The organism is Nostoc sp. DedQUE09 (genome assembly GCF_034530915.1).
Taxonomy (GTDB): Bacteria; Cyanobacteriota; Cyanobacteriia; order Cyanobacteriales; family Nostocaceae; genus Nostoc.
Genome location: NZ_JAVRCE010000021.1, coordinates 1 through 14,034, shown reverse-complemented (window position 1 = coordinate 14,034; position 14,034 = coordinate 1). Strand labels below are relative to the sequence as shown.

The following is a 14,034-nucleotide window of genomic DNA, read 5'->3' as shown; positions in this document are numbered from 1 at the left end:
CATTCTTTTCTGAGATTGCTATAAGATTATCTAATAGTTATTGAAATTCTGCTGTAGAAGGAATTGCGATCGCATCCTCACTACAAAACAAGCGATCGCTATTTTTAGCTATGGTTATGTAGCTTTGAGTTAATCGGCTAACTGGGGTGCTTAATTTTAGCTATCTGCCTAATTAAGCTGCTCTGTCTTGAGAATATAAATACTGCTGAAACCCGACAAATACTTGACTGATAGTTGCAACGCTCCCTAGTTCTTCAACAGCATCACGAACGGTATGATATTTCAACTCTAAAAGTTGAGGTAATTTAGTGCGATCGAGTTCCCCCACCCCAGCTTTGATGTATTGTTCGAGTATAAAGTCGAGAAATTCTTGCTGTTTGCCGATATAGCGCGAGAAAATTAATGACTTGTGAGCGAGGACACGCTCTCGGCGGCTTATAGGTGGTGAGGCATAGGCGATATAAGCCAGCACATCATATAAATCGCTTTTCTCAGCATCAATCAGGCGGCTAATTTCTGTGAGTTGTTCTTCCCCGTAGCCCTTCTCTGCCAGTCCTTCTAATAAAGGTCTACGGGTGTCAGGGCGACTCCAAATTGCTCTTAATTCGTCTTCATCTGTGAATAGTTCGGGAATTTCACCAAAGAGACGTTGCACAAATTCTGCGGCGCTCATAGGTTTACCGTCTGGACTCCAGAAGCTGGTGGATATTCGGTGCTGGAGAGTTCGTTCTTTACCATCGGCGAGTTTGATTTTGATGGTTTTGGGGTTGGGAACTTCTGCAATTTCGTTTCTATTTTTGCCTCTATTTATACCACCATCTGTTATAGAGTCGTTGTATACGCGTGATTTCTCTCCCCCTCTGGCAATCTTGACGAGAACAGGTTCCTGGGGTTCGCCATCCCATTCAGGATCGTTGAAGTGTTCGTAGGCTTTGACGAAATCATAAATAGTGAAGTAGTCTTTCCCATCAAATAGGCGAGTACCGCGACCAATAATTTGCTTAAATTCAATCATCGAGTTGATGGGACGCATCAGCACAATGTTACGAACATTTCGGGCATCAACCCCAGTGGAGAGCTTTTGGGAGGTGGTGAGAATGGTGGGAATAGTTTTCTCATTGTCTTGAAAGTTGCTGAGGTGCTGTTCTCCCAGTTTCCCATCATCGGCGGTGACGCGGACACAGTAATTAGGGTCACTGCTAATCTTCATTTGGTTGATTAAATCCCGCACAGCTAGAGCGTGGGGTTGGTTGGCACAAAACACCAGAGTTTTTTGATTCTGGTCGATTTCTTCCATGAACAACTGCACCCGATAGCGTTCGCGATCGCTAATTTCAATGATGCGGTTGAAGTCAGCTTCAGTGTAGGTTCTGGCTTCGTCTACTGCACCTTCGATGAGTTCATCTTCAGTGCTGTAAATATATTCATCTAGGTTAGTTTCGATTTGCCTGACTTTAAAAGGAGTAAGAAACCCGTCGTTAATGCCGTCTTTGAGGGCGTAGGTATAGACCGGTTCGCCGAAGTAGGCGTAGGTGTCTGCGTTATATTTTCGTTTAGGAGTGGCGGTGAGTCCCAGTTGTACTGCTGGGGAGAAGTATTCTAAAATGCCCCGCCAGGTGCTTTCGTCACTGGCTCCGCCTCGGTGACATTCATCAATGATGATGAAGTCAAAAAAGTCGGGGGGATAGTCGCTGAATTTGGGGGTAGGATTGCCAGCGTCGTCCCGTCCGGTCATAAAAGTCTGGAAAATGGTAAAAAAGATACTGCCATTTTTGGGAACTCGACCGCGTTTTTTGATGGCTTCAGGATCGATGCGGACTAGGGCATCGTCGGGGAAGGCAGAGAAAGAGTTATAGGCTTGGTTAGCTAAGATGTTGCGATCGCTTAAAAACAAAATTCGCGGACGGCGGGTGGGTTGTCGGCTGAGATTCCAACGGCTTTGAAAGAGTTTCCAGGCGAGTTGGAAGGCAATGAAAGTCTTACCTGTGCCAGTTGCCATTGTTAACAAAATCCGGTCTTGTCTTTGGCAGATTGCTTCTAGGACGTGCTTAATGGCATTGTGTTGATAATAACGGGCTTCCCATGTGCCGCTTTTGTCTTCAAAGGGGATGGCAGCAAAGCGATCGCGCCACTCATTATTTTCGCTAAAGGTAGCTTCCCATAGCTGATCCGGGGTGGGATATTGGTTGATGTAGCCTTCTGCCCCTATGTGCATATCTACTTGGTAGATGCCGATGCCATTTGTAGAGTAGGCAAATCGAGTCTGCAATTTGTCGGCGTATTTTTTGGCTTGTCCTAAACCCTCGGTATCTCGTAAGTCGCGTTTTTTAGCTTCGATGACGGCGAGTTTTTCACCACGATAAACCAGGACATAATCGGCGATGTCTGAGTGAGCGCGTTTACCATTGCCAACTAAGCGACCAGGGGCAATAACTTCGCGGCGGATGCGACTATCTTCAATAACTCCCCAGCCTGCGGCTTTTAGTGCGGGGTCAATTAGTTCGGCGCGGGTTTCGGCTTCGTTCATATTTGGCTCATCTCGATTTGCTTTTAAGGACTTTTTTGTTTGTTCTGTAAGGGTTTCAGGCTTTGAGAGTGACTGATCTCGATTTGCTTTTAAGGACTTTTTTGTTTGTTCTGTAAGGGTTTCAGGCTTTGAGAGTGACTAATCTCGGTTTGCTTTTAAGGACTTTTTTGTTTGTTTTGTAAGGGTTTCAGGCTTTGAGAGTGACTAATCTCGGTTTGCTTTTAAGCACTTTTATGCCCAAAAAGGGAGATAGCGAGCATAGCGGGTAGAGGTTGATTCGGATTCATCTGCCTTGATTAAGCCAGCTTCTTTGGTGAATCCTATAATGTAAGAAACATTAGCTGCTTGTGACTCACTTAGACGAAACCGCTCTCGTAGGGTTTGGTTAGACATTCGTTGATTGCTGACATACAGCAGACAGCAATGCTGGTAGCAGGCTCGAATTCGATCGCTCTTGCTCATATCGGCGAAATCCTGATGGGCAAACAGCACTGCTGTAGTGCGTGTGTCACCTACTCGAAAATCTGGTGCGGGTAGTTGAAACATTTCTGCCGCGCTTACAACTTTGTCAATGCCACTGCCTTTTTCTTCACATATATGGAAAAGTCGCATTAGGTTGGCAAGTTGTTCGTTACGGGAGCGATTTTCATCAATAAATCGCTCTACCTTAATGGGTGGGATGCCGGGATTAGATATTTCAATGCGATCGCTATACATCTCGATCATCACTGAGGTACCTGTTGCTAGAATATCCTGATGCACCAAAGCATTAGCAATAAGTTCTCGTAAAGCCTGTTTCGGAAACATTTTTACTTCTTCCCGCACAACTTCCTCGATAAAGCGATTTTGCGGTGCTGCTGAGTGAATAAAATCCACTAATCCGTCAAAACCAACAGCATATCCTCGGATGCCTGTGGTGTCATTACGAGTTTTTAGCTTATTGATACCTTCGTAGATTACGACACGGGGAGCTTTACGAGCCAAGGTAGGGGAAAAGGCATCCAGTTTTTTTGCCAACAGGATCGCAGCTAGGTTTGTGATTGTCCAACCATGTGCTGTTAGTTTAATTAACTGTTGGCTCTGCAATCGATCTAGGACAGCATCGCGGGTAGTTGGATAGGGAATTTTTAGCAGTTCAAAGTATGTTTGGGTATCTAGGAGGGCGATTACATCGTCCGGGCTAGCGTCACATCGAGCAGCTTGGCAAAACCAATCTTGTTGGTCTTCTGCAAAAATTTTCTTGAGTACATCTGGTGTCATCGGGCGTAAATCTTCACCAGATCGCATCAAGTATGCACCATCAAAGGTATATGCTTGTCCTAAAGGACGAGGTGGTATTTCAAAGACTAACACTCGACCATTGGGATGGGCTAATTCTGTTACGTCTACGCGGAATCCGAGTTTTTCTACAATACGGGATTTAATTTCATTCAGGGAAGTCTGTGATGGAAAAGCTTGGGAACCTACAACTTGACGTGGTGGCCTATTGGTTACGCCGAAAACTAGATATCCACCTCCTTCATTGGCTAAGGCTACACAATACTTGAGTAAGTCAACTTTATTAAATTGCTGCTTGGCTTGTTTAAATTCAAGGTTCTCGGTTTCAGCAGGTGCATTCAGCCATTTTTCAAGAGTTTCTAGGGTAATCATGCTGCAATTCCCTCTTGAGCGGCTTTTGTTGTTTGGTTGGCGGTGTCTGCGTTGAGTTCGCCAGTGAATGCTTTTTGCAGGATGGATTGTTTGAGTTCGTTGAGTGCGGCGAGTTTTTGGCGGTAGATGGTTTCGAGGCGTTGGGCTTGAGATGCTATCTCGTCTAGCTTTGTCACAATAATTTTTTGTTCAGCCACACAAAAAACAGGAATTGGAGCATTTTGAACAACTTGCTTATTAATCTTTGGCATTGTTGCGCTAGCACCTGTAGCATTACTCATGAGGTATTTACGTGCTGCCAAAGATCGAAGGTAATAGTATATAAATTTTGTGTCAGCTTTTGTTGAATCTAATGTCATTTTCATAATCAGATCACAACAAATAGCCTGTTGCGGATTACCATCATAGATTGCTACATGACCAACTAATTCAGGGGTATTGCTTCGAGTTATTAATAATTCGCCTTTTTTCAACCAATAATGTGCCTTTTCTTTAGTTGGGGCACTTGTTAGTTTCACGCGAGAACCATCATAATTAAATCCTGTTACAGCAGATAAAGTTAATACTGGGATTCCCTCGCCAGTTTGAAATATTGCTGGTGGTGACCAACCATTACGAGGCTGTTCAGAAAGCAGAGTCGATAGAGGAACGAACTGAGACTTTATATCTCCCCGCCTGTTGCCTTTCTGGGTGAAGATGGCGTTTAGATAGCTTTCAAATAATTCGCGGGAGTTGGCGAGGTTCTTTTCGGTGTTAGCGATCGCTCTATCAATCCCCTCAAACGCCTCATCCAAAATTGCCACAATCCGCTTTTGTTCTGAGATAGCAGGAAGATAAAGGCTACGATTCTCCATTGCCTCTTTAGTAACGTGAATCATGGTCGTGCCAACACCTTGTTCTGCTTTGATTCTTTCAGTGTCCCACTCAAACCAATAATACAAATATTTTTTATCAACCTTGTCTAAGTTAAGATTGGTCTTCCAAATATGGTAATGATATATAACTTTTCCACCTTTCCAAATACGCGGGCCAAATGACGCAGACCAAGCGTAGAGTAGATCGCCATCATCACAATATTTACTATCATCAAGTTCTAAATCTGAGTAATACCAGGAACGGTTTGAAAAGAAATTCCCTACACGCAGAACGGGGTACTTACCTTCATGAAGCAATTCTGCTTTTTTGTAAGCTCTACCGTTAATTAAGTTACATACGTCTCCAAGGCGTACCAGTTCCCAATTTTTCATACCATTTCCCCAATTCCAGCCAAAATCTCCGCACTCTCCGCATCCAAAGCAGCGATTTCATCTAAGATTTCCTGCGGTTCTCGTAATGTTGATTCTTCAGCTTTATTCGGATTCTTCACCGATAAATCAAACGTCTCCCGATCCACATCAGCAATATCCACCAGCCAAGACTTTTCTGTTTCCGCAAACCTAGCCTGTAACTCCACAAACTCGCGCAAATCCTCATCATTCAAAGAATTGGTTTTACCCATATTCCGCCCCGGAGCGAGTTGGTAATACCAAATTTTTTGAGTAGCCATTCCCTGAGTTAAAGGTTTTCCCTGAGAAAATAAAGGCGTTCCCTGAACGGAATCGAAGGGCTTTCCTTTCTCAAAAAACAGTACCACCGTCTTCACCCCCGCCCCGATAAAAGTCCCACTCGGACAATCCAAAATCGTGTGCAGATTGCAACTATTCAAAAGCTCTTGACGCAACCCCCGCGAAGCATTGTCCGAATTTGACAGAAACGTATTTTTGATTACCACCGCAGCCCTACCGCCCATCTTCAGGATTTTGATGAAATGCTGCAAAAACAGAAACGCCGTTTCCCCTGTCTTAATCGGGAAATTCTGCTGTACTTCCTTGCGTTCCTTCCCCCCAAATGGCGGATTAGCCAAGATGACATCAAAACGATTCTTGTCTTGAATATCACTGAGATTTTCCGTCAGCGTGTTGGTGTGGATAATATTCGGCGCATCAATGCCATGCAAAATCATATTCATGATCGCAATCACATACGCCAAACTTTTCTTTTCCTTACCCGTAAACGTATGTTTTTGAAGAATCTCAAGCTCTTTGGTAGTCAGCTTACCCCGACGTAAATAATCGTAACTCTCGCACAAAAACCCAGCTGAACCACAAGCACCATCATAAATGCGATCGCCAATCTTCGGCTTCACCACTTGAATCATTGCCCGAATCAACGGACGCGGTGTGTAATATTCCCCACCATTACGCCCTGCATTGCCCATATTTTTGATTTTGGCTTCATAGAGATGGGATAGCTCGTGTTTCTCCTGCTGCGATCGAAACCGTAGCTCATCAATATATTCCAGCGCATCCCGCAAGCTGTAGCCGCTTTGAAACCTATTCTTAATCTCGCTAAAAATTTCCCCAATCTTGTATTCGATTGTATCTGGACTAGTAGCCCGTTGCTTAAAACTCTGTAAATATGGGAATAACTTGCGGTTGACATAATCAATCAAATCATCGCCAATCAGCGCATTATCATGATCCAATGTACCATCCGCTTTTTTCGGTGCTGCCCAAGATGACCAGCGATGCGCCTCATCAATAATAAATTCGTATGGCTTGCCAGCCAGTTCCGCCTCTAGCGCCCTTTCCTGCTCCAAATCATCCAAATACTTCAGAAACAGCAGCCAAGAGGTTTGCTCCGTGTAATCTAACTCTGTAGTACAACCCGCCTCTTTCCAGAGAACATCATCAATATTTTTAAAAGTCTGCTCGAACATTTAGCTTTACTGTGGGATTTTTAATATTAATAGCTTGGCTCATAATTTTGCACCTAAAAGGAGAAATGAGCCTGTGATTCAGTGCTATGGCACGGTCAAAAAAATTACATAGTTAATGCAATCTAAAACTCCTAAGCCTAGATTAAACTTATCGACTGATGTAGGTGTAAACCTCGCTTTCTCACAAAGGCTGACAAAGCAGTAATCAAGAAAAAATTACGATATAGATTATACAATCACTACAGTATTTTTGACCATAAACCTTTAACTCCCCTGTGACTCTCCACCAGGAGGGGAATCTTTTTTTTTCAACCAATCTCTAATCGCCTCCTCCAAAGCCGCAGTCTGGGTCAATTCCAGACGCGCACAGGCAATTTCAAAAGCGATTTTTAAGTCTTTAGGGAGTCTACCCCGAACTTCTCTAGTTTCTTCTGCCATCCTAATTTGAAGCCAAAACTTGCGGCTTTCATTTTTGCACAGCCTCTCAGTAAAAAAACATTTGCGTAATTGCGCTATTGCGGCGTTGCGCTATAATATTAGAAGTAAAAAAACAATTAACAATCCTGTCAGTGTTACCCAATCTACAAAGCTGAGGACACCATGAGCGTTATTACAATTCAATGTCGCTTGGTTGCGGAAGAAGACACTCTCCGTCAACTGTGGGAACTTATGGCTGAAAAAAATACACCACTTATCAATGAATTGTTGCTACAGGTAGGAAAGCACCCAGAATTTGAAACCTGGCTAGAAGAAGGCAAAATACCTACTGAATTACTCAAAACACTTGTTAACTCCCTCAAAACTCAAGAGCGTTTTGCTGATCAACCTGGACGCTTTTACACCTCAGCGATCGCTTTAGTGGATTATGTATATAAATCCTGGTTCGCCTTACAAAAACGCAGAAAGTACCAAATAGAAGGGAAAGAGCGTTGGCTGAAAATGCTCAAAAGCGATCTAGAACTCGAACAAGAAAGTCAATGTAGCTTAAACGTAATTCGTACTAAAGCCACCGAAATTCTTACAAAATTTACCCCTCAGTCCGAGCAGAATAGCAACCAGAAAAAGGGTAAAAACACTAAAAAATCTACAAAGTCCAAAAAATCTTCACTTTTCCAAATTCTCTTAAACACTTACGGAGCAACACAAGACCCTCTTACTCGTTGCGCTCTCGCATATCTGCTCAAAAATAAGTGTAAAATCAATGAACTCGACGAAGACCCAGAAGAATTTAATAGAAATAGACGCAGAAAGGAAATAGAAATTGAGCGATTAAAAGACCAACTTCAAAGCCGCATACCGAAAGGTAGAGATTTAACAGGAGAAGAGTGGTTAAAAACTTTAGAAATTGCTACAGCTAATGTAGCTCAAAATGAAAAAGAAGCAAAAGCTTGGCAAGCAGCACTTTTAAGAAAAACTGCTGATGTTCCCTTTCCTGTGGCTTACGAATCTAAAGAAGATATGACATGGTTAAAGAATGATAAAAATCGTCTTTTTGTTCGGTTCAAGGGCAAGGGTTTGAGAAAACTGACCTTTGAGATTTACTGCGACAAACGTCATTTGCACTACTTCCAACGCTTCCTAGAAGATCAAGAAATTAAACGCAGTAGTAAAAATCAATATTCAAGCAGTGTGTTCACTCTGTGTTCAGGAAGACTTGCTTGGTTGCCAAGAGAAGAAAAAGGTGAAGCCTGGAAAGTAAACCAACTCAATCTTTATTGTGCTTTAGATACTCGGTTGTTGACTACTGAAGGAACTCAACAAGTAATTGAAGAGAAAGTCACAAAAATTACCAAAATTTTAACTGTAACAAAACAGAAAGATGACCTCAACGATGAACAACGAGCTTTTATCACTCGTCAGCAATCCACGCTAGATCGAATTAATAACCCTTTCCCTCGCCCCAGCAAGCCTAATTATCAAGGTCAACCCTCAATCCTAGTTGGCGTTAGTTTTGGTCTAAAAAAGCCAGTCACAGTAGCGGTGGTAGATGTTGTTAAAAATGAAGTTCTAGCTTATCGCAGTGTCAAACAACTACTTGGTGAAAACTACAATCTTCTCAATCGTCAGCGACAACAACAGCAACGCCTATCTCACGAACGACACAAAGCTCAGAAACAGAATGCGCCAAACTCGTTTGGTGAATCAGAGTTAGGGCAATATATAGATAGATTATTAGCAGATGCAATTATTGCGATCGCCAAAACCTATCAAGCAGACAGCATAGTTATCCCAAAACTCCGCGATATGCGTGAGCAAATCAGCAGCGAAATCCAATCCAGAGCAGAAAAGAAATGTCCTGGTTACAAGGAAGCTCAACAAAAATATGCCAAAGAATATCGTATGAGCATTCATCGCTGGAGTTACGGTCGATTAATTGAGAGTATTAAATCCCAAGCTGCAAAAGTCGGAATTTCTACTGAAATTGGTACACAGCCAATCAAAGGTAGTCCACAAGAAAAAGCGGGCAATTTAGCCGTCTTTGCTTACCAAGAACGTCAAGCCGCTTAAATTTAATTCACTAATCCGAACCTAGAAAATATAATATTTTTATAACAGCGCCGCAGTTCATGCTCTTTTGAGCCAATGTACTGTGAAAAATCTGGGTTAGTTTGGCGGTTGTCAGACCGTCATGCTTTCTGACCCTGGTAGCTGCCCGCTTCTGATGCTGCTGTTGCAAGACAGGATAGGTGCGCTCCCAGCAATAAGGAGTAAGGCTTTTAGCCATAGTCGTTATTCATAACGGTGTGGATTACCACAGTGGTGGCTACTGAATCACCCCCTTCGTCAGGGGAACCCTCCAAATATTTTTTTGGCGTGTCAAAGCGGGGGCAAAATCCCTGGAGTCCCGCCAAAACTTTAAAACCCTTATCCAGTCTTGATTTAAGAAACTAGTATGTCAATGCATTTAGTTTTTTAATTTGCAATTCGAGACATTTTAAGCAGACCTGCCAAATTATGTGTATGGAAAGCTTTTATAGAAAGGGTTCTAGACGGGTAGAGTTTCAACAACCATCCCGGCTAGGGGTGGGTTGAAAGAAGAATCCCGTAACTATCTTGAACTAACCTGTAGGTTTCAACAACCATCCCGGCTAGGGGTGGGTTGAAAGAATCTTTGAGGAGAGCAGCGACATTTCCGGCGTTAGGTTTCAACAACCATCCCGGCTAGGGGTGGGTTGAAAGAGCCTTATGTAAACCGTAAAGTTTCCGCCGCGCTGTTTCAACAACCATCCCGGCTAGGGGCAGGGCTGTTTCATTCCCCAAAGAGCTTTAAAAATCAAGGGTTATAGCAATTAAAAATTAGTTATTTTGTTACTAGCGTGCCGATGAAACCAACTATTTTACTGATATTTCAGTGCTTAAATATTCATCTCTTCGTCACGCTTACTTACAATTTTCTTGCTAACCATCTTGACAAATCCTGTTTGAAATGGAATGAATCAGCCCTGCGGCTAGGGGTGGGTTGAAAGGAACTCCAAACTGCTTTGAGGAGCCGTGCCCCTAGCGTTTCAACAACCATCCCGGCTAGGGGTGGGTTGAAAGTTCTCCCATTGATTTAGTTCGCTGACGGGCAAAGTTTCAACAACCATCCCGGCTAGGGGTGGGTTGAAAAGAGCCAAGCAGATTATCGAAAATATTTATCGTTCAAAGTTTCAACAACCATCCCTGCTAGGGGTGGGTTGAAAGAATCGTTTGAGTACACGGATGCTGAAGGTAAAACTGAAAGTTTCAACAACCATCCCGGCTAGGGGTGGGTTGAAAGACATCGCTATCCTCTCTAGAGATTGTGCTATGTTTCAACAACCATCCCGGCTAGGAGTAGATCCCAAGAATAAGCAATACAAACTATGTACTCATTCTAACCAGATTTGAAAATGGTCAAAAAGTACAACTAAGTTATTAGGAGGGTTGAAAGGAGTGCTGCGATCGAACAAATGTTAAGGAAAAATAATTTGCTTGTGGTAAATTTTACAGTTAATGACGAAAGAAGACGACGTTAATTTGCGAAAACCTTATATACTAAAATTAGTGACACAAACTTACGAAATCGACCTTAATTGGCAACAAGCGACATTAATTTGCGAATCGCGACATATAATTTGCGAATGTACAAATGGACACATGGAGAATAACGGATTCGAACCGATGACCTCTGCGGTGCGATCGCAGCACTCTACCAACTGAGCTAATTCCCCTTAATCGGTGCTAAGTCAAGAGTAATATTACTCATTAACTCAAGACATTATCACCATAGATTATTCTAACATTCTGTTACCGATGGTTGAGGCTGTTTTTGGGAATAAACTTTTTGCACCCGTTCGAGTTCCAAATCACTGAGATAATCAACAGTCCAGTTACAGCAGCGCTGGAGCATGTGGAATGGGTAAGTATTGGCTACACCAACAACTTGCATTTGCGATCGCTTCGCGGCTTCAATACCTGCTGGAGTATCTTCAATTGCCAGACACTCGTGTGGTTGAAGATTCAAGTCGGGATATTCTTTATTTAGGCGTTTTACTGCCAGCAGATAACCATCGGGTTCTGGTTTACTGGTGGTGATGTCATCACCTGCGACAATAATTTTAAAATGTTCAGCTAGTTTAGCGCGATTGAGTACTAATTCTATTTCTTGGCGAATCGCGCCACTGACTAATCCTAGTTTCAGATTGTGCGATCGCACCTGAAATATTAAGTCTTCTACACCTGGATATAAAGGCAGTTTCTTTATTTTCTCTAATTCCACCGTATAAGCTTGGGCTTTGCGGTATAGCAACTGAGTTAAATAGGTTTCATTGGCTACTCTACCACGATTAGCGAGTAGTTGCCCAAAACAAGCGCGATCGCTGCGTCCTAAAGAAGCTTGACGCTCGCTTACCTTTTGGGGTTGGAGATTTTCTTCAATGAGAATCTCATCTATCAGTTGCAGGTGGATTGGCTCATCATTAATGATGACACCATTAAAATCAAAGAGAACTGCCTTTAAACTCATGCCCTTATGCCAAACGCTGGAGAACCAAGTCCCTCCAAATCATTATTATCTACTGATGTGGGAGTATACTGACGGACATTTTCGGTTGCTATTGGTTTTATGCCGCTAGTTACCTGATTTATCCACCATACATCCTGCGATCGCACTGCTTCAAATCCGGCTGCACCCATATTCGCTTCTGTACTACTAGCAGCATACTCACGAATATATGGCTCCTCAAAAACATCATTGAGCCATTCTAACTGACGCAGAGTCTTCTGATTCCCATCTAGAATTAATACTTGTCCTCCAGTTACCAGCAACCGGAAGCTTTCCCGCAAAATCCCTAGTGACACCGCATCTGGTGTTTCGTGGAATAGCAAAGAAGCTGTTACTAAGTCAAATGTTGCATCCCTCAAACCAGTTTTTTCAGCATTTCCGTGTCGCCAGACTATTTCCAAGCCAGCATTTCTAGCTTTATCTTCCGCCCTTACCAGCATATAAGGTGATAAATCCAAACCAATAACTTCCGCTTCAGGGAAAGCCTGCTTTAACATTAAAGTAGTGGAACCAGTACCGCAACCTAAATCGAGTATGCGCCGTGGTTTCACTTGGACAGCATCAACTAAAGCTTGACGAACAATACCTTCATTAGGCGGTAGAACGTATTGAGTAACCGGATCGTAAGTAACTGCTGCATCGGAATTGAGATATCCGCCAGCAATACCATGAAAGTTTTGATTACTGTAGTACGACGGAATTATGACATCATCTCGTCGATAGCGATCGCTCTCTTTTTCCCAATTAATACTATCAGCGTAACGCCGTAACCCATCTTCATCAATCAAAAGACGCACTACAGGGGATAAAAAACGTTCCCAGATTGTATCTTGACGCACTGCCATATTGTGTCGGAAGTTTAAGGAGCTATTTAAACACAGTGATTTTCTTTACAAATTTTAATACATTGGGAAAACATTTGCTTTCTCCCTGTGGTGATAGATTGACGCTTGTAATCAAATTTGTTACATTTGTAGTATATAGATGTAATTCCTAAAAGTAGTTCTTCAGCTTCACGAAAATTCAGGGAGCTAAATGAAAGACAATACAACATATAAATTGCTACAACTAACTAGGTAATGGGTTATATGTCATACCGATAAGTGTCACTGCCCTATACCAAATCCCTACGGGTTCAGCAGTTGCTCATAGGGGAAACCCCTAAGACCGCACTGCCTCACCAAAATCTAAAATTTAAAATCCAAAATAGAAAAAATTATGCCCTACGAAAAATTAGAAATTACCACACCAGCACCCGTCTTATCTTGGGCAAATCACTCTTTGGGCCCAGAAGAAACCAAGATGGCCAAGAATGTGGCATCATTACCATTTGTATTTAAACACGTGGCATTAATGCCAGACGTTCACTTAGGAAAAGGTGCTTTAGTGGGTTCTGTAATTGCAACCAAAGAGGCAATTATTCCAGCTGCTGTCGGTGTGGATATTGGTTGCGGTATGAGCGCGATCAAAACAGCATTTACCGCCGAACAACTAGAAGGTAAACTAAAGAAAATCCGCCTGGATATTGAAGCAGCAATTCCGACTGGATTCAACGAAAATAAAGACGTTGAAAAATCCGTCAGCAATTGGCAACACTGGGATGATTTTAAAGACTTGCATCGCGGTGTACAAGACCTACAAAGTAAAGCAATGAAACAGATGGGTTCTCTCGGTGGAGGAAATCACTTTATTGAAGTGTGCCTTGATACAGAGAATCAAGTTTGGCTGATGCTGCATTCTGGTTCGCGTAACATCGGCAATAAACTCGCCCAGTGTCATATTCATACAGCCAGAGAATTAGCAAAAATGGCAGGTAATAAGTTGCCTGACCCAGATTTGGCTCACTTTGTCGCTGGTACGCCAGAATTTCAAGCATACTGGCACGATTTACAATGGTCACAAAACTATGCGCGTGTCAACCGTGATGTGATGATGGCGCGTTTTAAGCACATAGTTGAGAAGCATCTCGCAGGTGGGAAGGCAACTAAACCTTTATTGCAGGTTAATTGTCATCACAATTATGCTGAAAAAGAAGTGCATTTTGACGAGGATGTATACGTGACTCGTAAAGGT

At 42.7% G+C, this 14,034-nt stretch carries 9 protein-coding genes and 1 tRNA gene; 2 read left to right on the top strand and 8 right to left on the bottom strand.

From position 1 onward, the window contains the following. Nucleotides 1–172 precede the first annotated feature (172 nt). The 5 genes from hsdR to RMY27_RS15400 form a co-directional block, all read right to left on the bottom strand. A complete protein-coding gene (gene hsdR / locus RMY27_RS15420) occupies nt 173–2,527 on the bottom strand; it encodes an EcoAI/FtnUII family type I restriction enzme subunit R (RefSeq protein ID WP_322664586.1) in 2,355 nt (784 codons plus the stop codon). Between the two features lie 231 nt (nt 2,528–2,758). Beyond that, nucleotides 2,759–4,177 (bottom strand): ATP-binding protein, encoded by a 1,419-nt coding sequence (locus RMY27_RS15415; protein ID WP_322664584.1) that lies wholly within the window; start codon nt 4,175–4,177, stop codon nt 2,759–2,761. Then, nucleotides 4,174–5,424, bottom strand: a complete 1,251-nt coding sequence (locus RMY27_RS15410; protein ID WP_322664582.1) for a restriction endonuclease subunit S — start codon at nt 5,422–5,424, stop codon at nt 4,174–4,176. Before RMY27_RS15410 ends, RMY27_RS15415 begins: the two co-directional genes overlap by 4 nt. After that, nucleotides 5,421–6,935 (bottom strand): N-6 DNA methylase, encoded by a 1,515-nt coding sequence (locus RMY27_RS15405; RefSeq protein ID WP_322664580.1) that lies wholly within the window; start codon nt 6,933–6,935, stop codon nt 5,421–5,423. Before RMY27_RS15405 ends, RMY27_RS15410 begins: the two co-directional genes overlap by 4 nt. A 264-nt stretch (nt 6,936–7,199) precedes the next feature. Further along, entirely contained in the window at nt 7,200–7,373 is a 174-nt protein-coding gene (locus RMY27_RS15400; RefSeq protein WP_292754898.1) for a hypothetical protein, read from the bottom strand. A gap of 162 nt (nt 7,374–7,535) precedes the next feature. Between RMY27_RS15400 and cas12k the strand changes: the two genes are divergently transcribed. Further along, nucleotides 7,536–9,443, top strand: a complete 1,908-nt coding sequence (gene cas12k, locus RMY27_RS15395) for a type V CRISPR-associated protein Cas12k (RefSeq protein WP_322664578.1) — start codon at nt 7,536–7,538, stop codon at nt 9,441–9,443. A 1,612-nt stretch (nt 9,444–11,055) separates the two neighbouring features. On the opposite strand, the gene RMY27_RS15390 is transcribed toward cas12k, so the two are convergent. From RMY27_RS15390 to RMY27_RS15380, 3 genes are all read right to left on the bottom strand, one after another. Next, nucleotides 11,056–11,128, bottom strand: a tRNA-Ala gene (locus RMY27_RS15390). Between the two features lie 65 nt (nt 11,129–11,193). After that, a complete protein-coding gene (locus RMY27_RS15385; RefSeq protein ID WP_322664576.1) occupies nt 11,194–11,922 on the bottom strand; it encodes an HAD family phosphatase in 729 nt (242 codons plus the stop codon). After that, on the bottom strand, nt 11,919–12,806 hold the full coding sequence (locus tag RMY27_RS15380) for a class I SAM-dependent methyltransferase (RefSeq protein ID WP_322664574.1): 888 nt from the start codon (nt 12,804–12,806) through the stop codon (nt 11,919–11,921). Before RMY27_RS15380 ends, RMY27_RS15385 begins: the two co-directional genes overlap by 4 nt. Before the next feature lie 373 nt (nt 12,807–13,179). Here RMY27_RS15380 and RMY27_RS15375 point away from each other — a divergent pair. Next, nucleotides 13,180–14,034: RtcB family protein (locus tag RMY27_RS15375; RefSeq protein WP_322664572.1), on the top strand; the 855-nt coding region annotated here is incomplete at its 3' end.